General features: G+C 69.3%; 15 protein-coding genes and 1 pseudogene. 9 read left to right on the plus strand and 7 right to left on the minus strand.

Features of this window, described 5'->3' with window-relative positions:
- Positions 1-5 precede the first annotated feature (5 nt).
- From nirD to AC6LJ5_RS16540, 6 genes are all read left to right on the plus strand, one after another.
- Positions 6-338 (plus strand): nitrite reductase small subunit NirD, encoded by a 333-nt coding sequence (gene nirD / locus AC6LJ5_RS16515; RefSeq protein ID WP_103275861.1) that lies wholly within the window; start codon positions 6-8, stop codon positions 336-338.
- A gap of 2 nt (positions 339-340) precedes the next feature.
- Complete coding sequence (locus AC6LJ5_RS16520; protein ID WP_498141045.1) at positions 341-3,052, plus strand: nitrate reductase; 2,712 nt, start codon at positions 341-343, stop codon at positions 3,050-3,052.
- Between the two features lie 163 nt (positions 3,053-3,215).
- On the plus strand, positions 3,216-3,905 hold the full coding sequence (locus tag AC6LJ5_RS16525) for a hypothetical protein (protein ID WP_498141053.1): 690 nt from the start codon (positions 3,216-3,218) through the stop codon (positions 3,903-3,905).
- A gap of 80 nt (positions 3,906-3,985) precedes the next feature.
- Positions 3,986-4,303, plus strand: coding sequence for an ElaB/YgaM/YqjD family protein (locus AC6LJ5_RS16530; protein WP_103275859.1), 318 nt, complete (start codon positions 3,986-3,988; stop codon positions 4,301-4,303).
- 70 nt (positions 4,304-4,373) lie between these two features.
- Positions 4,374-4,781 carry a phage holin family protein gene (locus AC6LJ5_RS16535; protein WP_103275858.1) on the plus strand — a complete coding sequence of 136 codons (408 nt, stop codon included), beginning with the start codon at positions 4,374-4,376 and terminating at the stop codon, positions 4,779-4,781.
- Positions 4,782-4,784: 3 nt separating this feature from the next.
- Positions 4,785-5,144, plus strand: coding sequence for a hypothetical protein (locus AC6LJ5_RS16540; protein WP_103275857.1), 360 nt, complete (start codon positions 4,785-4,787; stop codon positions 5,142-5,144).
- 143 nt (positions 5,145-5,287) lie between these two features.
- Here the strand turns inward: AC6LJ5_RS16540 and AC6LJ5_RS16545 are convergent, their stop codons facing one another.
- Both AC6LJ5_RS16545 and AC6LJ5_RS16550 read right to left on the minus strand, forming a co-directional pair.
- On the minus strand, positions 5,288-6,709 hold the full coding sequence (locus AC6LJ5_RS16545) for a hypothetical protein (protein WP_498141046.1): 1,422 nt from the start codon (positions 6,707-6,709) through the stop codon (positions 5,288-5,290).
- Between the two features lie 229 nt (positions 6,710-6,938).
- A pseudogene (locus tag AC6LJ5_RS16550) lies at positions 6,939-7,202 on the minus strand (DUF7933 domain-containing protein); the annotation flags it as partial.
- Here AC6LJ5_RS16550 and AC6LJ5_RS16555 point away from each other — a divergent pair.
- Positions 7,086-8,156, plus strand: a complete 1,071-nt coding sequence (locus tag AC6LJ5_RS16555) for a hypothetical protein (RefSeq protein ID WP_498141047.1) — start codon at positions 7,086-7,088, stop codon at positions 8,154-8,156. The pseudogene AC6LJ5_RS16550 and the gene AC6LJ5_RS16555 sit on opposite strands and share 117 nt — an antisense overlap.
- A 614-nt stretch (positions 8,157-8,770) precedes the next feature.
- On the opposite strand, the gene AC6LJ5_RS16560 is transcribed toward AC6LJ5_RS16555, so the two are convergent.
- The 4 genes from AC6LJ5_RS16560 to AC6LJ5_RS16575 form a co-directional block, all read right to left on the minus strand.
- Entirely contained in the window at positions 8,771-15,556 is a 6,786-nt protein-coding gene (locus AC6LJ5_RS16560; RefSeq protein WP_498141048.1) for an SdrD B-like domain-containing protein, read from the minus strand.
- 109 nt (positions 15,557-15,665) lie between these two features.
- Positions 15,666-18,458 (minus strand): hypothetical protein, encoded by a 2,793-nt coding sequence (locus AC6LJ5_RS16565; RefSeq protein WP_392409170.1) that lies wholly within the window; start codon positions 18,456-18,458, stop codon positions 15,666-15,668.
- 157 nt (positions 18,459-18,615) lie between these two features.
- Positions 18,616-19,149 (minus strand): hypothetical protein, encoded by a 534-nt coding sequence (locus AC6LJ5_RS16570; protein WP_498141049.1) that lies wholly within the window; start codon positions 19,147-19,149, stop codon positions 18,616-18,618.
- A gap of 637 nt (positions 19,150-19,786) precedes the next feature.
- Positions 19,787-21,331, minus strand: coding sequence for a UbiD family decarboxylase (locus tag AC6LJ5_RS16575; RefSeq protein WP_498141050.1), 1,545 nt, complete (start codon positions 21,329-21,331; stop codon positions 19,787-19,789).
- 82 nt (positions 21,332-21,413) lie between these two features.
- Between AC6LJ5_RS16575 and AC6LJ5_RS16580 the strand changes: the two genes are divergently transcribed.
- On the plus strand, positions 21,414-22,232 hold the full coding sequence (locus AC6LJ5_RS16580) for a lytic transglycosylase domain-containing protein (protein WP_103275851.1): 819 nt from the start codon (positions 21,414-21,416) through the stop codon (positions 22,230-22,232).
- A 79-nt stretch (positions 22,233-22,311) separates the two neighbouring features.
- Here AC6LJ5_RS16580 and AC6LJ5_RS16585 read toward each other — a convergent pair whose 3' ends face one another.
- The gene (locus tag AC6LJ5_RS16585) at positions 22,312-23,472 is read right to left on the minus strand and encodes a pyridoxal phosphate-dependent aminotransferase (protein WP_498141051.1); all 1,161 of its coding nucleotides are present in this window, start codon (positions 23,470-23,472) and stop codon (positions 22,312-22,314) included.
- Positions 23,473-23,514: 42 nt separating this feature from the next.
- On the opposite strand from AC6LJ5_RS16585, the gene AC6LJ5_RS16590 reads away from it, so the two are divergent.
- Entirely contained in the window at positions 23,515-24,405 is an 891-nt protein-coding gene (locus AC6LJ5_RS16590; protein WP_498141052.1) for an FAD-binding protein, read from the plus strand.
- Positions 24,406-24,473: the final 68 nt, after the last annotated feature.

Here is a 24,473-nt window from a genome sequence, read left to right on the forward strand (position 1 = left end):
CCGCTATGACAACCGCCACCATCACGCAAAACTGGTCCGAGATCTGCCGGGTCGAGGACATTCCGCCGCAGGGCGCCCGCATCGTGCGCCGTCCCGGCCGCGAGGACATCGCCGTGTTCCGCAGCCATGGCGACGAGGTGTTCGCCCTGATCGACCGCTGTCCCCACAAGGGCGGTCCCTTGTCGGCCGGCCTGGTGCACGGCCGTTCGGTCACCTGCCCCTTGCACAACTGGGTAATCGACCTGGACAGCGGCCAGGCGCAGGCGCCCGACGTGGGCTGCGCCCGGGCGGTCGCTGTCCGGGTCGAGGCCGGCGTGGTCAGCCTGGACCTGGACTAGCCATGGACGCGGCGGCGATTCCGGTCAGCATCCATCCGGCGCGGGACGAGGGCGCGGAGGTAGCCAGCGTGTGCTGCTACTGCGGCACGGGCTGCGGCGTGCGCGTGCGGGTCAGCCAGGGCGCGGTGCTGGCGGTGCGCGGCGACGACAGCCACCCCGCCAACCACGGCCGGCTGTGCAGCAAGGGCCTGGCCCTGGCCGACACGGTCCGCGCCGATCATGCGCGCGTGCTCGCCGCGTCCTGGCGCGCGGGCAAGGACGAGCCGCGCAAGCCGATCGGGCTGGACCAGGCGCTGGACATCGCTGCCGACCGGCTGGCCGACGCCATCGTCCGGCACGGGCCGGATTCTGTCGGCTTCTACCTGTCCGGCCAGCTGCTGACCGAGGATTATGCGGTCTTCAACAAGCTGGCGCGAGCGCTGGTCGGCACCAACAACATCGACACCAATTCGCGGCTCTGCATGTCCAGCGCGGTGTCGGGCTACAAGCGCACGCTGGGCGCCGACGCGCCGCCCGCCTGCTACGAGGACCTGGAACTGGCCGACACGGTGCTGATCGCCGGGTCCAACATGGCCTATGCCCATCCGGTGCTGTTCCGCCGGCTCGAGGCCGCCCGCGCGAGCCGGCCCGGCATGAAGCTCATCGTGGTCGATCCGCGCCGCACCGACACGGCCTCCGGCGCCGATCTGCACCTGCCGCTGACGCCGGGCTCGGACGTGGCGCTGTTCCACGCCATGCTGAACGTGATGGTGTGGGAAGGACTGGTCGACCAGGACTACATCCGCGCCCATACCTCGGGCTTCGAGGCGCTCAAGGCCCGCATCCATGAATTCACGCCCGGCGCGGCCGCCGAGGTCTGCGGCATTCCCGCGCGGGACATCATCCAGGCCGCGCGCTGGTTCGGCGGCGCGGGCGCTGCCTTGTCGCTGTACACCATGGGCCTGAACCAGTCGGCCAGCGGCACCGACAAGAACACCGCGCTGATCCATCTGCACCTGGCCACGGGCCAGATCGGCAGGCCGGGCGCGGGGCCGTTCTCGCTGACCGGCCAGCCCAACGCCATGGGCGGACGCGAGGCCGGCGGCATGGCCACCTTGCTGCCCGGGCACCGCGATCCGGCCGACGCCGGCGACCGCGCCGAGGCGGCCGCGCTATGGGGCGTGGACGCCTTGCCCGAAGCGCCCGGCGCCAGCGCGCTGGAGCTGTTCGAGCGCGCGCGCGAGGGCCGCATCAAGGTGTTGTGGATCGCCGCCACCAACCCGGCCCAGTCCATGCCCGACCAGGCCCGCGCGCGCGCCGCTTTGGCGCGCGCGGATTTCGTGATCGTGCAGGAAGCCTATGCCGGCGCTGAGACGCTGGCCCATGCCGACCTGGTGCTGCCCGCCGCGACCTGGCCGGAGAAATCCGGCACCATGACCAATTCCGAGCGCCGCATCAGCCGCGTGCGGGCCGCCATCGCGCCGCCGGGCGACGCCATGCCCGACTGGCGGCTGGCGCAGGCGGTCGCGCTCAGGCTGGCGGCCCGCATCGCGCCGCGCAAGGCCGCGCTGTTCGGCTATCGCGATGAAAGCGAGGTGTACGCCGAGCACGCCAGGATGACGGCGGGCCGGGACCTGGACTACAGCGCGCTGGACTACCCGACGCTGGAGCGCGACGGTCCGCAGCAGTGGCCGTATCGCGCGGGGCAGGGCAGGGCGCGCCTGTATGGCGATGGACGCTATCCCACGCCGGACGGGCGCGCCCGTTTCCATGACCTGGGCTACCGGCCGCCCGTCGAATCCGTGTCGGCGCATTACCCGCTCAAGCTGACCACGGGACGGCTGCGCGACCATTGGCACACGCTGGCGCGCACCTCGCTCGCCCGCGCGCTGACGCAGCATGTGGATGAGCCCTGGGTGTCGCTGCATCCGGAGGACATGCGCAGGCTCAGGCTCGCGCCCGGCGCGCTGGCCCGGCTCAAGTCGCGGCGTGGCAGCATCGTGCTGCCGGCGCGGCCGGACGAGGGACTCAGGCCCGGCCAGGCCTTCCTGCCGATGCACTGGGGCAGCGCCTACATGGCCGGACTGGGCGTGAACGCGCTGACGCATGACGCGGCGGATCCCATCTCCCGCCAGCCGGAACTCAAGCACGCGGCCATCTCGGCCGAGCCGGCCAAGCTGACTTGGCGGGCGTGTGGCTGGATCCAGGGCGACGGCCCGGCGCTGCGCGCCCGCCTGGCCCCGTGGCTGGGCCGCTACGACTACGCGGTGGTCCTGCCGGCCGCCGTGGGCGGCGCGCGCCTGCAGCTGGGCGCGGCGCAAGCGCCCGACGGCGCGGCGCTGGAGGAACTGCTGGAGGCCCTGGAATTGCGTTGTCCGGACGCCGCCTTCGACGATCCGGCGCGCGGCGTGCTGCGGCGCCTGCGAACCGCCGGCGGCGCGCCCGCGGCGTTCCTGCTCACCGGCGATGTGCGCGCGCAGGACGCGCTGCTGGCCTGGGCCGGCGGCGATGCGGCGCCGGCCAGCCTGGCCGCGCTGCTGACCGGCCGCATCGAGGCGGCGCGCAAGCGCATGGTGTGCATATGCAAGGGCGTGGACGAGGCGGCCATCGACGCCGCCATCGCCGACGGCCTGGACTGGGACGGGCTGCAGGCCGGGCTGGGCTGCGGCATGGGCTGCGGTTCCTGCGCCCCGGAAATCCGCGCGCGCATCAGGCGGCTGGCGCCGGCGGGGTGACCGGCCGGATGCCGTTGCCGCTTGATCGGACTGTCACGTTCGGACATATGCCGCCCGCGCCGCCCGGTGTAGTATCGATCCAGTTTCCGCTCGCGGGCGGGACGTATTTTCCGGATTACTGGAGCGACGAGTGGCATTGCGAAATTGGGCAGGTTTGGCGGTGATGGCGGTGGCGGCGGGCACGGCGCAGGCCGGCGTGTGCGACGCGCAATTCATGCACGACGGCGGCGCCGTGCAGCTGACCGGCACGGGCAACCTGGCGCTAGGCGCCGACCTGAGCTTTGCCGAGGTTACAAAAAGCAATGGCGACAATTGCCGCGCGCGGGTGCAGGGCGTGGCGCGTTTCAGCTACGCCGGCCTGCCGCCGGGCAAATCGAAGCTGGACTACTTGATGACGGTCAAGAACGGCCAGGCGACCTTTCTGAAGTACGCATCCGCAGGCGAGGCGCCCCAGCCTTCCGAGGGTCAGTTCGACCTGCGCATGCTGGGCCTGTTCGCCTATGACGGCAAGCTCAATGCCGGCCAGAAGCTGCCGGGCTCGTCCTTCCGCCTGAAGATCGGCAAGGACGCGCCGGTGGGCGGCCAGCCCAGCACGACCGTGCGCATCGGCCAGAAGACGGTGGGACAGCAGAAGCCGGTGGACACGGCGCTGGGCAAGCAGTTCTGCCATCCCATCACCTACACCCGCAATTCCGATCCCACCATGGCTTCGTTCCAGGGGCTGACGATTCCGATTCCCGGCATGAACACCACGGTCACTGACTGGTATTGCCCGGCGGTGAACCTGGTGATGAAGCAGGACATCGATCAGGGCGGCGTGAAATCCGCCGTCGAGATCACGCAGATCAAGTAGCGCGGGGCCGCGGCCGCCTGCGGGGCGCGACGCGGCTGGTATGATGTTTTTGTCATCGACACACAACAGGAGCTCAACACATGGCCACCAAGAAAACCGACGACGCGGCGAAAGAACGCCTGATCGACAGTGTCAAGACCAGCCTGAACGATGCCGAGAGCCTGCTGCGCGAAGCCGCCAGCAGCACCGGTGACAAGGCCAACGAATTGCGCGACCGCGCGCTCACCTCCCTGAAACGCACCCGCGAGGCCCTCTACGAGGCGCAGGACGCGGTGCTGGAGCGCGGCCGCAAGGCGGCGCGCGCCACCGACGACTACGTGCACGACAATCCCTGGCAGGCCATCGGCATCGCGGGCGTGACCGGCCTGCTGCTCGGCCTGCTGATCAGCCGCCGCTGACGGGAACGGCGCGGCTTGCGCGGCGGCCCGGACGCATCGTCCGGCCGTCCGCGCGGTCGCGCCATGACTCATGGGTCTGCGTAAATCTGTATTTGGCGTCGCCTCCGGCCTGGTCGGGCTGCTGCGCACGCGTCTGGAGCTGCTGGCTCTGGAGGCGGCGGATGAAAAGGCGCGGCTGCTGAAGCTGCTGGGCATGGCCTTCGCCGCCCTGCTGTTCCTGACGCTGGCGGTGCTGGTGTTCACGGTCAGCATCGCGGTGGCGTTCTGGCCCACCGAAAACCGTTATCTGGCGCTGGGCCTGCTGGCCGGTCTGTACGCGGTGCTGGGGGTGGGGCTGCTGGTCGCGGTCAGGCAGGCGCTGCTCTATGGCCCGCCGCCGTTCTCGGCCACGCTGGAAGAGCTGGGCCGCGACGCGGAACTGCTCGAGCGCGTGCGCGACGCGCATGACGAGGATCCGCGCCGGCGCGGGGAGGACTGAGCCATGGCAAAGCGTTCTCCCTCCATCGACCGCGCGGTGCGCATCGAGCTGCTGCGCGCGCGCGCCGCCATCGAGCGCGAATCCCTGGCCCAGGGCATCGCCAGCGCCGGCCGCAAGCTGGAGCCGGCCTCGCTCCTCAAGAGCCTGCTGCCCGGACTGGCGTCCAGCAATGCGTCACGCTGGGCCTTGCAGGCCATCGGCCTGGCGCGCCGTTATCCACTGGTCAGCTCGTCGCTGTCCGCCATGTTCATGCGTGGAGGCAAGCGCTTTCGCCTGCTGAAGGTCGCGGCGGGCGCGCTGGTGGGTTGGCAGCTGTGGAAAACCTGGCAGGAAGCAAGCGGCAAGGATCCGGACGAGCGTTGAGGTTCGGCGTCCTTCATCCGCCGCCTTCCTGGCAATGAACGCCATCCTGGAAACAGGATGGCGTTTTTGTTTGCGTGTCGCTGGACAGTGGCGGCATGGCGGGCATCGCGCATCGGGCGCCATGCGCGTGACCGCGCCGCCTCTCAGGGTTCCAGCTGGATGCAGAAATCCACGTTGCCGGCTGCGCCGCTCAGCAGGCCGCCCGTCGCGCCTGGCTTGTCCTGGAACTCCCACCGCAGGATGCCGGCGGCGCCCGCCTTGGGCGCGGATGGGGGATTGCTGCCGGCGCTGGGCGGCGAGCAGGCGAGGCCGTCAGGCGTGCTGGTGCCGCAGGTTGCGTTGACGTAGCGGGTGAAGGCCGGCGTGGCGTCGGTGATGACCAGGTTGCGCAAGGGATCGATGTTCTTGTTGCGGTACGTGATGCGGTATTGCAGCCAGTCGCCGGGACGCGCCTGATTGTTGCTGGCCCAGTCTCCCTGCGGCGAGGGCAGCGGCGTGCAGTTGGGGCCGGTGTGGCGCACCTCCTTCACCAGTTCCAGCGCGCCGGATTGCGCCACCGTGGTCCGGTCCTCGCGCGTGTAGACGGCGCTGAGCGCCGGCGCGGCGTTGGCGTAGGTCAGTTCCGCGCGCAGCGTGACGACGTTGCGGTGGCCGGTGGCCGCATTGGCGGGAATGAACTGCTTGTGCACCAGGCACAGGTTTTGGCCGGCGTCCAGATCGAAGACCTGTTCGGATGGAATCAGCGTATCCGTGTCGACGTCGATCTGTCCATTGCAGTTGATGTCGCGATACAGCGCATCGGTCCAGTTCTCCGCTGGCGGCGAGGGCACGGCGCTGCTGCTCAGGCGCAGGCTGCCACGGGTGCCGGCGGTGAAGACGTGCGGGAAGGTCAGCGCCGCGCCCGGCGTGCCGTCCAGGTTGCCGTCGTGGCTGAGGCGGCTGTCGGGCACGTCGCCGAAGTCCAGGCCGTCCAGGACGCTGCGACCGCCGGGCGCGAAGCTGAGGATGTCGGCGTCGCGGTCGTAGGTGTATTGCGTGCCGCCGACGCTGGCCGAGCCCGAGATCGGCTTGCCCTGCACCGAGGCGCCGGTGGAGACGTGGCCCTGCGGATTGGTCTGCGCCACTTCGATGGGCTGGCCGGCGGCGGGGCCGCCGTCCTGCGGCACGGGCACGAACAGCGCGTAGGCGCCGTCGGCATCGGTCGAGCCGCTGGAATAGACGCGGCCGCCGGCCTGGACGCGCACGCCGACGCCCGGCAGGCCAGGTTCCGCGCTGTCCGCGACGCCGTTGTTGGCGGTGTTGCCGGCCCGGGCGTCCGGCGTTCCGGTATCGCGGAACACCCGGCCCTTGACGATCAGGCCTCGGTACAGGCCCAGGTCGCGGTTGCGCAGGTCCGCGTTGCTGATCGAGATGGACAGCCGGCCGTCCGCCGGCGCCGACGGCGTCCAGCCCGGCGTGGATGGTGTGATGTCTGCCGGATCCCTGTTGTCGGAGGCGATCAGGCAATAGTCGCCCGCGGGCGCGGCCTTGATGTGGTAGCGGCCGCTGGCCGCGTCGGCGACCACGACGTCCAGCGCCGGCGCCTGGCATTGACCGCCGGCGCGAAGAACGCGGCGTCAGCTTGACCCACAACGTTGCGCCGACGCCGCCTTCTTCCGCGTCGAGATGGCCGTTGGCGTTGGCGTCTCGGTAGACCGCACCCTCCACGTCGTAGTTCAGGCCGACGCGAATGCTGGCATTGACCGATACGGCCAGGTTGGATGAGACCTCGCTCAGATTCGATTGGTCATTGGTTTTCAGTCCCAGGGTCTGGCCCAGCACGGTCGCGGTCACGTCGCAGCTGCTGACGCCCTTGGGCAGGCTGCCGCCGGCAAAGCGCAGGCGCGAGCGGCCGTTCTGGGTGGATACCGTCACGGTGCCGCCGCATTGCGCGGCCTGGGGTTGTCCATCGATCACCAGGCCCTCTGGCAGCAGATCGGTGAAAGCAAGGCCATCGTGCTGATCCAGGCCGTTGTTGCTGTTCTTCAGCTTGAAGATGACCTTCGCCTTGCCTTGCAGCGGGATGCGGATCTGGTCGAACGCCTTGGACAGCGAGGCGTCGGTGGCGGGCGTCAGGCCGAAGTCCTGTGTATCCTGGCCCTCGGAATAGGGGCCGAGAATGCCGGACGCCGGGCTCTTGAAACGCCAGTAGACCGGGGGCGTAGGAGACGGATTGGCGGGGGAGTCCGACAGGACGATGGTGTAGTCCGTATCGCTGGGCGCGGCGAACTGATAGCTGCCCGCGCCGGGCGCCACTGCCTGCGAGGACACGACTTCGTTCTTGCGCACGAGGTTGACGTAGACGTTCGAGGCCAGCGGCTCCACCGAGGTCCAGTTTTCCTGCTCATCCAGCGCGTCGTTGCCGTTCTGGTCGTTGTATACCGTGCCGCTGAATTTGATCGTGGGTACCGTTTCCTTGATGAGATAGCTGGCCTGCTTGACGGTATCACCGGTGCCGCTGCAGATCGGATCTTCCATGTTCCAGTCCAGCGAGGGAGATGCACCGTTGACGCCTGGCGCCTGCAGCGTGAAGACCACGGTCTCGTTGTCTTCGGCGGCTTCATCCGCCAGGGCCTCGAAGGGCAGGCTGATGACGCCGCCGCCCACGGTTGTCGACAGGCCGCCGTGGTACTCGCCTTGCGGCACCAACAGCGTCCAGGTATCGCTGCCGTTCTTGTGTTCCAGGGTTGGGGCCGAGCCCGGCAGGCCGGCGGGCTTGCCCAACCGGTAGTCCTCGTCGGGCGTGGCCGTGCCGGAGGCCTTGAACACCAGCCGGATTGGCGCGCTTACGCGGCCATTGATACGAACCTTGATCGTGGGCGACTCGGTGCCTTCGACCACGATGGCATTCGTCTGGCTGCCGCCCAGGTCGATCAGGGGCTTGATGGGAATAGTGACGTTATCCAGCAGGTTGCTGTAGCTGGAATTCCCCTGCGGCAGGATGGCTTCGAAACCCAATTGATAGATGCCTGACGGGTAGGATGCCGGCAGTGTCAGTACGGCGGTCTCCTCGTTCCAGCCGGGCTGCGAGCCCGGACGCACGCTGGACGGGACGGCCATGATCGCCCCGCCTAGCGGACCTGCATGATTCAGCGGCCAGATGCCGGCCTGGACCTGGCTATCGTGCGCGCCATTGCCGTCGGTGCCATTTCTGGACGACAGCCAATAGGACAGCCGGATCGATTCACCGGATTTCAGGCAGATGTTCTGATAGAGGCGAGAACGGGTCGCCGCGTTCAGTTCGACAAAGGCTGTGCCACTGTTGGGCGTGACGCCATAAGTGCTCATGCTTGAGCCGGCCTCAATCATGTGCCCGAACTCAAAATGGGCCGGATGCGTGGACAGCCAGCCCGCCAGGCACTTGCCAGCTACGCCGACCGTGCAGCGGGCATCGTCAAGGTAGAGCGCGCCGTTCGACGGCGGGGTGGGGCTGGCCCCATTCATCAGTTTGTCAAAGCCGGTGTTGACGATGGTGCGCGATTGCGCATGCGCCTGCTCCATCCCGGGCATGAGCAGCGCGCCCGCGATCATCAGCGCCGGCAGCCAGTGCGCCTTGCGCGGGCGGCGGTTCTTTGTGGCCTGCATCGTCATTGCCCAGCTCCGTCGAACAGCGATTCATCGAATTTCATCCGCAGGCGCAGGAACACGCCCCGGTTGGTCTGCGCGTCTCCGGCGAGATCGGTCTCGCGAAAGCCGCTGAAGTTGTAGCCCACCGACACCCACACGTCGGGCGTCACCATGTAGCCGGCTTCCACGCCGAAACCCGTCTGGCGCGCGCCGCCCTTGCCGGTCATGGCGAAGGCCTGCACGCCGGCGTCCCAGCGCCGGGCCAGGTCCCACATGGCGCGACCGTAGACCAGATGGGCCCAGTTCTTCGACGACAGTCCGTTGGATTCGTCGGTGGTCCACTTGAAGGCGTAGCGGCCCGACAGCGTCAGTTTGCTGATCGGTTGCCAGTTGGCGTGGGCCGAGAGGATGTGCGTGTCCTGGCGCAGTCCATTGGCGAGGAACTGGCTGTCCAGGCCGCTGGCCGAGCCGGCCAGGTAGCTGCTGGCCGCGCCCGACAGGCGCTCGGCGCGATGCTCGTAGCGCGTCAGGAAATTGAAGCGGTCGTTGTCCACCGGGCGGTAGGCCGCGCCGATCTGCTGGCGCAGCCGGGTGGCGTCGCCGGCGTTGCCGTCGCGGCCCTTGTCCAGCTGCACGCCGTTGCGCAGCAGCAGGGTCCAGTCCGGCGACAGCTTGTAGGCCACGGCCGCGGTGTGCAGATAGCTGTCCAGCGAGGTGGCGCGGCGCGCTTCCAGGCGCGTGCTGAACTTCATCCGCTCGCTGCCGACGTACTCGGCCGCCACCGTGCCGGCCACCGAGCTTTCGTTCAGGCTGGCGTAGTCGCCGGGCATCGAGAAGGCGCCGCCGTAGCCGCCAGTGTCTCCACGTTCGGGACCGAACAGCGGGCGCGTGCTTTCGAAAGTCGTGCCCAGCCGCCAGGAATCCGTCACGCTCCACAGGTTGCGCAGTCCGACGGCGGCCTGGGCGCTGCGGCCGTCCATGGCATCGTTCATCCGGTATTCGGAAAACACCGAACCGTCCTTCATGTACTGCGTGTCGAAGCCGAACAGGCCGGTGTAGCGGCGCTGCGTATCGTTCAGCGAATACAGGCTGCCCAGGCTGGACAGGAATTCGTAGCGGCCATAGACCCGCCCGCCGGAACCCAGCCGGTACTCGCCGCCCACGGCCGCGACGCGGCGGTCGGACTCGCTGACATCCTGTTCGTATTCCAGGTAGCCGACGGCGTTCGGGTTGGTCGGCCACTGCACGCTCAGCTTGCCGCGCAGGGTGGTGCCCGAGTACGGCGCCACGCCTTGTTCGGCCATGTAGCCATTGTCGGCGACGGTTTCCGCATAGCGTCGCATGCCGGCCTCGGCCACCACGGTCTCGCTCAGCCGGCGTTCCACCGACACGGTGGCGCCTTCGCGCTTGCTGCCGTAGCGCTCGTCCTCGCTGCTGCGGATCTCGCCGCGCAGCGCGGTATGTTCGTCGATGCGGTACTCGGCCTTGCCGGCGATCTCGGTGCGGCCCTGCGAGACCGGCGCGGAGATATTGTCGAAACCCTCGTCGGCGCTGGCGTACTGCGCCAGCACGTTCAGGTCCGTGCCTTCGTGGCGGAACTCCACGCGGCGGGCGCTGCCCGAGTGCTCGCCCAGCAGGTCGGCGCCGGGCGCGACGGCCGGCGTCTCGCCCTGGCCGCCGGGCTGACCGGTCAGCTGACTGTCCAGCAGGCTGCTGTCGCCGTTGCGGGTGCTGGCCAGCTCGGCGGACAGCGTGGTGCGCTCGCCGAACTTGTATTCGCCCGTCACCGCGCGCATGCCGAAGGACTTGCCGGGATCCTCGTCGCGCACGTAGACGCCGCCCACGCGCAGTTTCTCGGTCGCCTGGACCTGCGCATCGGCGCCATAGACCGCGAAAGCCTCGCCGCCGGAATCGACTTCGTAGCTCACGCGGATCGAGTTGGGGTTCAGGTCCGCGTCGAAGCTGGGGATCGGCGCCTTGAACAGCAAGCGGCCGGTCCAGGGTTCGAGTTCGTAGTCCACGAAACGTTGCCTGGTCTCGCTGCGCAGGATCAGCGACGGCTGGTTGCGGTCGCGCGTCAGCACCACCACCTGCTCGCTGTTGAGGTACAGATCGCCGTGACGCAGCTGGAACGGGCCGGAGGTGCCGTTGGCGGCGAATTCCTCGACCATCTGGCGCAGCGTGTCGTGCGCGGCGAAGCCGGTCACTTCCACCTTGCGACCCTGGATGTCCGTCTCGTAATGGCCTTTGACGCCATTGAGCGAGCGCGAGTATTGCGAGATCTGGCGCACCGTGTCGGACGAGGCGGTGGTGTAGTCGCCATACAGCAGGTACGACTTGTCCTTGTCGATGCGCACATACAGGCGGCCGGTGCTTTGCGCGTCGAAGCCGCGCTGCGCCGAGTCGCCGTAGATGGGGTAGTACTCGTCGGGCTGGATATCGCGGAACAGGCGGTCGCGGGTGGTCTTTTCCGAGTCGTAGGCGGCGGTCAGCAGATAGTCGCCGCGGATCTTGCCCTTCAGGAAGAACGCGGCGCGACCGCCGGCCGAGCCCTTGCCGCCGTTGAACGAGCGGCTGTGCGCGCGCAGCTCGCGCTCGAACACGTCGCCCGAGCGCACCGGCTCCATCTTCGAGAAGTCGATCTGGTTCAGGCTGATGCTGCCTTCGACGATGCCGGCGGCGATCATCGGACGCAGTTCCGGCACGAAAACCAGCGGGATCTTCTTGCGCAGATTGCCAGCCTGCACTTCGACATGGCCCTCGCCGGGCGAGGCGGGCGGCGTCAGCGGCAGTTCGGCCTGGCCGCCTTCCACGAAGATCTGCGTGCCGGGCTCGGCGGGCGACAGATCTTCGAGCTGCCACTGGCCGATCGTGGCGTTCAACGTCACCTGGGTGCGGGCCGTCACGGGCACGCCGTCGCGGTCCGTCAGGCGCAGGCGCAATCTGGCCGGCGTGCGGCCGTCGGCCATGGGGCGCTCGGGGGCGCTCAGTTCGATGCGGGCCAGCTTGCCGGGCGCGATCACGCTGACGGACGCGCTGCCGCGCGCGTTGCCCATGCCGTCCAGCTGTTCGACCTGGATGCGGTTGACGCCGGGGCGCAGGTTCACGCCCACGTATTCCCAGCCCTGCACGCCCTGGTCCTGCAGCTGGCTCTTCTTGCCGACGCGATCCTGGCCGACTTCGGCGCCGTTGACCTTGAGGCGGAAGACGGCCCCCAGACGGCCCTTGACCATGATGGAAGTCTGGGCGATGGGCAGGGTCTGGCCCTCCTTCAGGTTGAGCAGGCCCAGTTCCGGGTCGGCCTCGGGCAGCAGTTCCTCCAGCGGCCGGGCCGTGGCGGCGTCCGGCGCGCCGGCGGCGTTCGCCGCTTCGGTCCGCGTCGCACGCGGCGCCGGCGATTTCCCGTCGCGTCCCGGGGGCTGGTCGGCGCCGGGCGTGCCGCGCTCCGGATCCATGTAGCCGGTCTGCGGGCGGCTGCGCACGTCGGTGGTTTCCACGAGCTGCGCCTGCGCCTTGAAGTCGCGGCGCACGCTGGACGCGGCTTCGTCTCGCTGGGCCGAGGCGGCGTCGCGGCGCGCGATCACATCCCGCCGCACCGATGGCGCGCAGGATTGCTCGACGAAGTTGGCCTTGTGCAGCTCGCCCTTCTTCAGGTCGACGAAGCGGGTGCTGGCCTGGCGGGTGCGGACGGCGGGCGAGGCCTGCTCGTCGACGCTGTTGCGGTGGCCGGCCGAACCCAGCACCGCGCCTTGCGGCAGGGTGGTCAGGTCGAGCTTGAGCACGTGCGTCAGCGGACGCAAGCCGTAGAAGCTGTATTTGCCCTCGCTGTCGGTGATGGCGAAGGTGCCGTCTTCCAGGTACAGGCGCACGCCGGGGATGCCGATTTCGCCGGCTTCCTCGTCCTGGATGCCATTGCGGTTGCAGTCCAGCGTGACCTTGCCAATGACGAAGGCCTCTTCCGCGAACACGCCGCCGACCACTTTCACCCGCGCCGAGGCTTCGTTCGAGCGCAGCGCGCCGCTGGTGGCGCGGGCGCGGTTGACGCCGTCGCCTTGCAGGGCGCCGACGTTCACGCGCATGCGATAGGTCAGGCGCAGCGCTTCCTGGTCGGCCAGGCGCAGCGACGGCAGCTCGAAGCGCATCGACAGCCCGCCCTTGCCGTTGGGAGTGAGCAGCGGTTCGACGGCGCTGGCGCCGGCGGCGGTGATGACCCGCGCCGAGCCTTGCTGGTAGACGAAGCCGGCGGCGGGCAGGTCCTCGAAGGTCGCGCCGGCCAGCAGCCCGCCCGTCTGGTTGTTCAGTTCGAGCGCGTAGTCCACGAAGTCCACCGTTTCGACGACGCTCTTGGACGCGCTCTTGCGCAGCAGCAGGCCCTGGGTCGCGGCCTGGTCCAGCGGCAGGTGGTTGTTGGCCACGGGCCGGCTGCCGGACGATACCGTGAACTGGGTGTAGTAGGTGGTGGCCTCGCCAGGCTGCGGCGGGGCGGCTTGCGGCTGCACCGCCAGCGGGGCCGCGCCGGTGGGCAGGACCAGGGCTTGCGGCTGGGGCGGCAGCGCCGTGGACGGCGACACATAGCCGGCCGAGGGCCGGGTAAGCAGCTGATAGCGGCCCGAGGGCGCGTCCGATGTGAGCAGGAACTGGTACATGCCTTCGTCGCTGCTGCGCTGTTCGGCATTGCCCGCGCCGCCCACCAGGTGGCGCGCGGGATCGAAGCCGGCCGGGCCGCTCAGCCGCACCATGGCGCCGGCCAGCGGCTGGCGGTTCGACGAGCCATAGACCACGCCGCTGGGGATGACGGGCAGACTCTGGCCGGTGATGTCGGCGTTCGCCGCGATCGACAGGTCCACCAGCATGCCGGCGTCCGTATCCGGGCGCGCGCCCGATTGCGCGGCGCCATTGTCGCCGTCCACGGGCGTGGCGTACTGGTAGCCGGAGGGGGACAGGAAGCGCAGCGCGTAGTCCGCGCGCGGCGTCACGTCCTGCATGCGGTAGGCGCCGGCGGCGTCGGTCACGGCCTCCTGGACCAGGCGGTACTGCGTACCGGGGCCGATGACCACGCTGCGCAGGCCGGCGGTCCGCGCGGCCGGATCGTTGTAGGGCAGCAGCAGTTGCGCGCGCCAGCCGGCCAGGGGGCGTTCCCCGCCCTGGTGAAGGCGGTCCCGATTGAGATCGAGCCAGACCTTGCCGGACAGCTTGGCGCCGGCTTCGATCACGGTGGGGTCCTCGACGCTGTTGTTGCCGGCGAAGGCCGCGGGTTCGCCGCCGCCGGAGACGGCGGCGCGGTTGATCAGCGTGACGGCGGATTGGCCTGCCAGCACGGTCGAGGGCACGCGCGCCACCAGCGTCAGCGGCGCGCTGGGCGAATCCGGGCCGATGGTCTGCGAGGTCTGGCAGCTGACGGTCTGGCCGGCCGCGTCGCAGGTCCAGAGCGGCCCCGTGGCCGAGACCAGCTGCATGCCATCGGGCAGGGTATCAACGACGGAGATCGCGCCGGCGCTGGGCTGGTTGGCCGCGTGCACCTTCAGGGTGTAGGCCTGCTCCAGGCCGGCGTGGAAATTGCCGTCGTGCGTCTTGACCAGCGTCAGGTCCACGCCCTCGGTACCGTCCACCATCACGGGCACGGTATTGCTAGGCTGCGTGCGCACGCCGTCGGGCGAGGCCGCGGCGTGGAAGTTCAGCACGCCGACGTTGTCGACGCGGCCGGCGTGGTCGTCGTCCACGCGCACGGAAAAGCCCATGCGCAGCGATTGATTGCGCTGCACGACCGGCAGCGCGATGGCCACTTCGTCGGCATTGGCCACTTCGCTCGAACGATAGGAAAACGGCGCGTCGCCCGGCGCATGCCAGAGTCGCCGGGCGCCGGCGATGGCGGTTTGCAGCGAACCGCTGACCAGCCGGGTATGCGCCGGGATGCGGTCGCGCAGCAGCACGGCCCGGGCGGCCACGCCGTCGATGCGCAGCGCGCCTGTGGCGCCGTCGAGGTCCTTGCCGGTCTCCGTGCCTTCGGCGTCGGCATTGCCGTTGTTGGTGGCGTCGAGCGTGTAGCCGACCACGTCGCCGCCCTGCGCGCGGTCCGCGTCGGCCGTCTTGTGCAAGGCGAAGGCCGCGCCTTCGCGCACGACGATGACATCATTCTTGCTCGTGAGCACGCTGCGCGCCTGCGATCTGGCCGAAAGGCGCAGCACGGCCGCCTGTCCGTCCCGCGCATCATCGGGCACGGTGGCGATCGCCAGCAGGCTGGCGGCCTCGCCAGGTTCCAGCGTGAACGCGGGGCCGTGCAACGGGATGCGCGCATCGCCGTCGTCCTCGACGCCGTTGTCGTTGCGGTCATGCACGATGTAGGGGGCTTGCGGCGCGAAGCTGCCGGCCACGACGTTGAGGTCAAAGGCATAACCGGAGACGATATTGCCGGTATTGGTCAGCACGTGCGGCATCTGCACGCTGGCGCCGGGGACGCCGTCGCGCGAGCCGCCAGGCGTGAGCAGCAACGCTTCCACCGGCGAGACCCGGACCTCGACGATGTTGGAGAGAATGCGGACCTCCCGCGTGTGCCCGGCGGGCAGCAACGTGACATCGGCCTGCGTGCGCAGGATGATGCCTGCCTGCGGCGAATCCGCGATCGAGGTTTGGGCGCTGGCGTGGCCGCTGAAGATGGATGCCCATGCCGGCAGCAGGAGCGCGGCCAGCGTCAGCGCGCGACAGGCGCGCCCGAGCTGGCCCGGACCGCGCGCGGCCGGGGCCGGTCGCGTCGCGCCGGATGCGCGCTCCTGGGGGAAAGACAGGAAGTTTCTCCAATCTACAGGCATGCGTATCAATCTTTCCGAATCAGGGTTTTGGGAATGACGAGGCGGCTCCGGCGGGAGCCGCCTCGAATCGGATGCCAGGGCTTGCGCCCAGGCGAACGGGAAGGGACGGTCAGTCGTCCAGCTTGACGTTGAACTGCATCGTGGCCTTGGCGCCAGGCTTGAGTTCACCCACGTTGCAGGTGACCGAGCCGGTGCCGCCATTGGCCGGCGTGGTGGCCTGACCCGGGGTGCAGATGGACGAGTCCTTGATGTCGACGTAGGTCGAGAAGGCCGGGACCGAATCGTTCATGATCACGTTGGTGACCGCGTCCACGCCCTGGTTGCTGGCCTGCACGCGATAGATCACGCACTCGCCGGGCTTGACCTGGATCTGGGTGGCGCTGAAAGCCAGGTCGACGACGCCGTCGCACTTCGCGTCCAGGCCCTGCTCCTTGAGCAGCCGGATCTGCGCGGTCATGACGTTGCTGGTGTCCACCACGCTTTGCGCGGCCGGTTCGGGGCTGGCGCAGGCGCCGGCGCCGGTGCTGTTCTTGACGATGGCCTGCAGCGTGCGGTTGTCGGTTTCGCCGGCGGCCGCGCTCGACGGAGCGAAGACCTTGACGAACAGGCGCAGGCCCTTGCCCGAAGGCAGCGTGCCCGCCACGGCGGCGGTGCCGTCGGTGTACTTGCCGGAGGCGGTGATCTGGGCCAGCGATTCGACCACGGGGTCGCTCGGATCCAGTTCGCCGTTGTTGTTGGCGTCGTAGTACACGACCGAGGTCCAGCCGTCGCCCGCCAGCGAGTTATCGCCCGAGAAGCTCATGGCCGAGCAGGTGCCGCCTTCGGCCTGGTTGCCCTGGTTGGTCAGCACGTGGCTATAGGTCACGCTGCCGCCGGGGGCGACCTGCTGGGTCTGGTTGGGCACCAGGGAGATCTGGCGGTTCGCGCTGATCGTCACGGCGTCGAGCTTGGCGCTGGACACGCCCGAGGTGCCGGTGGCCTTGAAGTACACCTTCTGCGTGCTCTGGGCCGCGTCTTCGGGCGTGGACACCACGGCGCAGGCGATCAGCGTGGCGTCGGGCGTGGTCGTGTCCGACGGGTCAGCCGTCTCGGTGACGCGGGCGTTCATGATCTGGGCGCCCGGCGCGTCGCAGGTGCCGGCGGTGGGCGAGCGGAATTCCACGCGCCAGCCGGCCGGGACGATGCCCGCGTTGAAGTCGGTGCCCGAGTACGACAGGGCGAAGGTGTCGACGCTGTTGGACTTGACGTACAGGGGGAAGGTGACGCTGCCGCCGATCGTCGCCGTCAGCGTGGTCTGGGGCGTGGCCGTGCCGCGCAGGGCGGCGGAGATGTCGTTGGCCAGCACGAAGGCGGCGGACGACAGCTTGGCCAACTGGTTCTCGACCGAATCGGTCTGCGACGGGTCGGATGTCGAGGCCGCGATATAGCTGGCCTGGAACGGGCCGTCGCCGGACGCGTTCATGGGCAGCTGCGCCTGCACGACGACGGGGTAGCCGCAAGCGTTGGTCTCGGCATCCTTGACCAGCGGCGCCGCGCAGACTCCGGCGGAGCCCGAGGCGGGAATCGGCGGCGTCAAGCCCTGGACCAGCGGCGTCGCGCCGTCGGCCTGGAACAGCATGAAGGTCGTGCCGGCCGGGAAGTTCTCCTTGGACAGCGTCAGCTGGTAGGTCTCGGTGTCGTTGCCGGTGTTCCAGATCACGTCGGTCCAGTGCACCGTCGAACCCGCGGTCGCCTCGGTCACCGTCAGCGGTTCGTTCGAACCGTTGACGCTGCTGGAGGTGCTGCCGTTGGCGACGACGCTCATGGCGCGCAGCACTTCGAAGATGACCTCGTTGGTGCGGCAGTCCTTGCCGCCGTCACCGATCTGGCAGGTGTAGTCGGCGGCGTTGGTCGTCATGTCCTTGCCGACCGTGGCGGTGTCGGCCACCTTGGCCTGGAAGGTCACGGTCTGGGTCGCGCCGGGATTGAAGCCCGTCAGCTTGACCACCACGTCGCCCGGCTTGGACGCCTCGGTGGGCGCCTGGTAGTCGATCGAGCCGCCGTTGCCGTCGCTCTTCTCTGCGCCGTCCGATGCGTCCGTCAGCGCGCCCTGGCCGTTGGACCAGGTGCCCGAGCCCGACACGTAGCGCAGACCCGCGGTGGGGCCGTTGCCGAGCGCGTCGGTGATGGTCAGATCGCCGGCCGCGTTGCCGGTGTTGGCGATGGTGAAGGTATAGGTGATCACCGAACCCGTCGGGCCGGAGGATTTGTTGGACGATTTGTTCACGTTGAACGCCGCGCCGTTGGCGATTTGCAGCGTGTCCGTGTTCTGCTCGGGCGCGCCGGTCGCGGCCGGGTCGGTGACGCTCTTGGCGTGGACGGCGATCGTGGCTTCATCGCCCGTGGAGGCCTGGCCGTTGACCGTGGCGCCGATGACGAAGCGGTAGAGGCCGCCGGCCAGCACCGAGGTGGTGGTGAAGGGCGTGCCGCAAGCGCCGATCGGGGTATTCGAGTCGGGCAGGCCGTTGCCGTCCTCGTCGATGTAGATATCGCAGGTCGAGGCCGGCGAGCCGACGGTGTTGGCGGGCTTGTCGACCGTGATCTTGAAGGTGTCGGCGGCGTTGCCGGTATTGGTCAGCGTGTGCGTGAAGTACACGGTGGATCCCGGCGAGGCCTGCTTGGTGTTGTCGCTGGCCAGGCTGAACGCGGCCTTGGGCAGCACCAGGGTCTCGACGGCGTTGGATTGCGACACGCGGTCGACGCCCTGGCCGTCGGTGTACGACGCGGCGGCCTGGTTGCTGATGATCGTGCCGGCGGCCGGGGTTGCCGCCTGTGCCATGCCCGAGGTCAAAGACCAGGCCACCAGCGCTGGCGCGGCGGCGCCGAGCCAGCGCGTGGCGCTCTTCTTGGGTAGAGCTCTCATGAATTTCCTTAGAGGTGGAACCATCGAACGCGGCCCTCCGCCGTGTTCGGACGCAAAGCGTCCCCCGGGGCGCGCGGAAATCCGGCGCCGCGATGAAGGAAACGCGATGTGGGTAGCGGGCGGCGCGGCAAAAGGGCGCGCCGCCATGGCGGGCGGCTTAGTCCTTGGCCGCCTCGGCGGGCGTGTCGGTCACGCGCACGCGGGCCGTGGCCTTGAAGCTGCTGCCAGCGGGAAGGTCAGTCACCGGCCAGCGCAGCGCGCGGTATGCCTCGGGCGGCACGGCGATTTTTTCTTCCTGGCCCTGCGCGTTGCGCTCGACGCGCATCAGCGGCATGGCCTCGAACTTGCCGCCGTCCGCGCGAGCCTGCGCCTGCGCCGGCCGCGCCGAGGACGGCACGTAGGCGGTGCCGGGAGGCACCGGCAGCGTCAGGGCCTGATCCTTTAGCGTGGCGCGGGAGACGTTGCGCAGCTCGGCGCGGTATTCGATGACGTCGCCGGGCTTGGCGGATTCGGCGCGCTTGAATCTCTCGTTGCCGGCCTTGTCCAGCGTGACCGACCAGGCGCTCAGCGTGACGCTGACGGGGGCGGGCTGTTCGACGCGCTTGGCGGCCGGAACGGCTTCCTTGGCGTGGGCGAGCGGCGCGGCCAACACGACGCTGGCGGCAAATATCAATCCCAGAACCTTCTTCATGATGAGTCCTCTTATTCAATGTTTTGAACGCCGTCGCGATTGCGAGCATGCTGCGGCGGCGATTCAGCGGGCGCCTGCTTCGACACGCGGCAGGGGACTGGCGCGTGCTCCCGGCGCGGGGAACTGCGGCGAACGATCGACGGGACGGATGCTTGTCCGGCGCATGCCCCGGCCAGGAATGGCGGGGCGGATGCCGACAGGTCGCGCTGGCCGGGCGAGGCGCGGGCGGAGCGTCTGTGCGCGCCTGCCAGAGCCTGCGGTGATTCAATCCGGAAAGGCCGGCATGACGACTGTCGGGATCGTCATCCCTGGGGAAAACAGGGACGGCGTTGATGTTGCCGATTCGTTCGAGAATGACCGCCCGCGTGTCGCTGGGCGCGGCAGTGCTTGCCGGGCCGGGACCGTCGCGGAACAGTCATCATGCCGGCAGTGTAGAAAGCCCCGGACGAGGCGCATACAAAGTTGAAGAGAGTCTTAAGAACCGGCCGCCAGGCCTGGAAGGACGCGGCTCTCGGCGGATTCGGAGCGCTCGTTCACAGGCCGTTTGGAACGGCTTGTAACGGTTGGATGCGCGAGGCGCGGCGCGGGCGGCTTCAATCGATTGCGCGGGGAGACCGCGCGCCGCCCGCCGGCGGGGTCAGAGCCCCAGCTCGCTCCACATGGCGTCCACGCGCTGTTTGACCTCGGCGTCCATCACGATGGGCGTGCCCCATTCGCGGCTGGTCTCGCCCGGCCATTTGTTGGTGGCGTCCAGCCCCATCTTGCCGCCCAGGCCGGAGACGGGCGAGGCGAAGTCCAGGTAGTCGATCGGCGTGTTCTCGACCAGCAGCGTGTCGCGCACCGGGTCCATGCGCGTGGTCATGGCCCAGACCACTTCCTTCCAGTCGCGCGGATCGATGTCCTCGTCCACCACCACGATGAACTTGGTGTACATGAACTGGCGCAGGATGCTCCACAGGCCGAACATGACACGCTTGGCGTGGCCGGCGTATTGCTTGCGGATCGACACGACGGCCAGGCGGTAGCTGCAGCCTTCGGGCGGCAGGTGGAAGTCCACGATCTCCGGCAGTTGGCGGCGCAGCAGTGGCACGAACACTTCGTTCAGCGCCACGCCCAGCACGGCCGGCTCGTCCGGCGGCTTGCCGGTGTAGGTGGAATGATAGATGGGATTGCGCCGCATCGTGATCCTTTCCACCGTGAAGACCGGGAACCAGTCCTGCTCGTTGTAGTAGCCGGTGTGATCGCCGTAGGGGCCTTCCAGCGCCATCTCGTAGCCGGTGTCCGGGGGCGGCGGGGCGCCCTCGGGCACGGCGGGCGGCAGCGCGCGCGGGTCGGAGGCCGGCAGCAGATGCCCTTCGAGCACGATCTCGGCCCAGGCCGGCACCGACAGGTTGCTGCCCAGCGCCTGCGCGACCTCGGTGCGCGAGCCGCGCAACAGGCCGGCGAACTGGTATTCGGACAGGCTGTCCGGCACCGGCGTGACCGCGCCCAACGTGGTGGCCGGGTCGGCGCCCAGCGCCACGGCGATGGGGAAGGGCGTGCCGGGATGGGCGATCGCGTGGTCGCGGAAATCCAGCGCGCCGCCGCGGTGCGACAGCCAGCGCATGATGAGCTTGTTCGGCCCCAGCAATTGCTGACGGTAGATACCCAGGTTCTGGCGCTTGGCGTTGGGGCCGCGCGTGATCACCAGGCCCCAGGTCAAGAGCGGCGCCACGTCGCCAGGCCAGCAGGTCTGGATTGGCAGGCGGGTCAGGTCCACGTCCTTGCCTTCCCAGACCACTTCCTGGCAGGCCGGACTCTTGACGTTCTTGGGGCTCATGTCCCACAGCGCCGACTTCAGCATCGAGACCTTGGCCAGCGCGTCACGCAGGCCCTTGGGCGCCTCGGGCTCGCGCAGCGAGGCCAGCAGCTCGCCGATGTCGCGCAAGGCGCTGACGTCGTCGGCGCCCATCGCGCGCGCCACGCGCGCCGGCGTGCCGAACAGGTTGGCCAGCACCGGCATCTGCGCCGGGCGGCCGTCGTGCTGCGCGTTCTCGAACAGCAGGGCCGGGCCCGAGGCGCGCAGCACGCGGTCGGAAATCTCGGTCATTTCCAGGCGCGTGGAGACGGGCGCGGCGATGCGCTTGAGTTCGCCCATGCGTTCGAGTTGAGCGAGAAAGTCTCGAAGGTCGCGGTATTTCACTACAGATCCCGGCAATTTGGTTACATTTCGATCAGCCAGAGAGGTTAACATTAACCCCCTCTTTGATACGCAGGAGGTCTTTATGCCCGATGCGTCAGTGGCCAGCCTGTTCAGGCGCATGGCCCAAGGAGTGCACCACTATCTTGCCGAATCCCTGCGCATTTGCTCCGTCTACCTGGGCATTGCCGTGATCGTGACGGTAAGCATGGGATTCGCCCTGCCTGGTTTGCGCGACCAGGCATTGCAGGTGCACAAAGCCTTGTTGACCGCCCTCGCGCCTACATCCATGCAAGCGGGTTCCGAGTCCGACACCGGATCCGAACTCAGCATAGATTCGTCCTCGGCCATCGCGATGGCCGTGCCCGCCGCGCCCGCCAGCAATGCCACCGGCATGCTGGGGCCGGCACGCGTGGCGCCGCCGGCGCCCAAGAAGCCCGCCATGGTCGCCACCGGCCCGCAGGCCGAAGCCTTGCGCAACTATATTTCGCGCAAGTACAAGGTGGCCTATGACGCCACCGGCCCGCTGGTGGGCACGGTGTACAAGGTCGGCCGCGACAAGCAGCTCGATCCGCTGTTGCTGCTGGCCGTGATCGCCATCGAGTCGCGCTACAACCCGCTGGCCGAAAGCCATGTGGGCGCGCAGGGCCTGATGCAGGTCATGACCAGCGTCCACCAGGACAAGTTCGACGCGGTTGGCAAGAATCCGCTGGATCCCGGCGCCAACATCATGGTGGGCGCCACCATCCTGAAGGACTGCATCAACCGGCGCGGCTCGGTCGATGGCGGACTGGCTTGCTACGTCGGCGCAACCGGCCCCGACGACAACGGTTATGGCGCCAAGGTGCAGGCCGAGCGCCGGCGCCTGGCGCTGGCCTCGGGCATCGCGCTGGCGAGGGATTGACCCCGATCCGGTCGCGCCCCGGCCACAGGAAAACGCGCCCCGAGGGGCGCGTTGTTTTTCATGGAACCCGAACGCCGGTTCAGTGACCCAGCAGCTTGCCCATGCGATCGACGGCCGCTTCCAGGCGGTCCAGGCCGGTGGCATAGGAGAAGCGCATGGTGTGGTCGCCGTGGGCCGGACCGAAGTCCAGGCCCGGCACGGCCGCGACGCCCGCTTCCAGCAGCAGGCGTTGCGAGAAAGCGGTGCTGTCCATGCCCAGGTCGCTGATGTCGGCGTAGATATAGAAGGCGCCGTCCGGCTTGACCGGCACGCGCAGTCCCAGACGCTCGAATTCGGGCAGCAGGTAGTCGCGGCGCTGCTTGAAGGCTTCGCGGCGGTGCGCGAAGGTCTTGAGCGCGTCGTCGGTGAAGCAGGCCAGCGCGGCGTGCTGGGCCAGCGTGGGCGCGCAGATGGCCAGGCTGGAGGCGATCTTCTCGACCGCCTCCACCATGCTGTCGGGCACGATCATCCAGCCCAGGCGCCAGCCGGTCATGTGGAAGTACTTGGAGAAGCTGTTGATGACGATGACGTCGTCGTCCAGCGTCAGCGCCGAGCGCGGCTGGCCTTCATAGGACAGCCCCAGGTAGATCTCGTCGACGATGGCGAAGCCGTCGCGGGCGCGCACCTGGGCCAGCAGCTCGGCCAGCTCGCCGTGCGCGATCGAGGTGCCGGTGGGATTGCTGGGCGAGGCCACCAGCACGCCCTGGGTGGCGGGCGTCCAATGTTGCGCCACGTCCTGGGCGGACAGCTGGAAGCGCTTGTCGGCGGTGCTGGGGATCAGGCGCGGCACGCCGCCGGCGGCCAGCACGAAGTTGCTGTTGGCCGGATAGGAGGGGTCGGGCATGAGCACTTCGCCGCCGGCGTTGACCAGCGCGGCGCAGGCCAGCGTCAGGGCGCCGGAGGCGCCGGCGGTCACGATCACGCGCCGGGGATCGACGCGGGCGCCGAACTGGTCGAGGTAGAAGCCGGCGATGGCCTCGCGCAGCGCGGGCAGGCCGGCGGTCGGGCTGTAGCCGCTCAGGCCGGAACGCGCCGCGCGCTCCAGCGCTTCCACGACCTGGGGCGGCGCGGTAAAGTCCGGTTCGCCGATGCCCAGGCTGATAATGTCCTTGCCCGCGGCCTGCAGGGCCTGCGCCTGCTTGAAGAGTTCCATGACTCGGAATGTCAGAAAGTCGTTGGTGCGATGGGCAAGGCGGGGCATTTGATTCTCGAAGCGATCTGAAGCAGAAGGGGGATTGTAGTCATGCAGCCATCCCGGCGCGCTTTCCTGCTCGGCCGGCGTCCCGTGCAGACGCCTTGGGCCCGATTCATCCAGCGCCTGACGCTGTTGTGCCAGGGGGCCGTGCGTGACCTGGGCGAGGCCGGCGCGGACGGCCCGCGCGGCTGGCTGGCGCCCGCGCGCGAGGGCGACCTGGCCCACGCCCGGGTGCTGTGCGCCGAGTACGGCGTGGCCCTGGCGCTGGACGGCGCGGAGGGAACCGCCGTTGGTCCCTGCCTGCGGGTGGATCCCGCGAACCTCAGCGGCCTGGCCCGCCTGGCCGGAGACACGCCGCGCTGGCGGGCCCAGCCCGGCGTGCCGCTGGCGGTGCTGGCGCAAGCCGGCCTGCGGCAGTTCGACGGCCTGCCCGGCGCCATGACGCTGGCCGAATGGCTGGCGGCGCCAGCCGCCTGGCCGGCGGGACGCTGCGCGCAGTCCGGGGTCCTGGCGGCCGACGTGGTGCTGGCCGACGGGGTGGAGGAAACCTTGGGGCCTTTTGGCGAGAGCGACGAACGGCCGCTGCGCTCGGCCACGCTGCAGCGGCTGGTGCCGGCGCTGTTCCAGCTGAGCACGGGGCCGGACGCCGCCGCCTGCGCCGTGGGCGGCGCCTGGGCCGGTCGTTACCGGCTGGACGCGCTGCGGCCACAGGCGCCCGCCACGGTCAACCTGGCGCATCTGCTGCTGGGGCACGGCGGCACGCTGGCGTGGGTGCAGGAGGTGCTGCTCACGGCCGTGCCGGCGGCCGGGGAAGCGGCAGGCGGCGACGCGCCGCCGTTGGACGATGCGGCCCGGGAGGCGGGACGCCGGCTGGATGCCCGGATCAAGGCGCTGTTCGACCCGGATGGTCGTTTTCCCTTACTCGCTTTCGCGCAATAGCGGCGGTCCGCGGGCCGCGGGTAAGATGGGCTGGCCCCGCCGGCGCGGGCTGGCGGACGGGCGCGGCC

The organism is Achromobacter sp. 1011791174 (genome assembly GCF_059760925.1).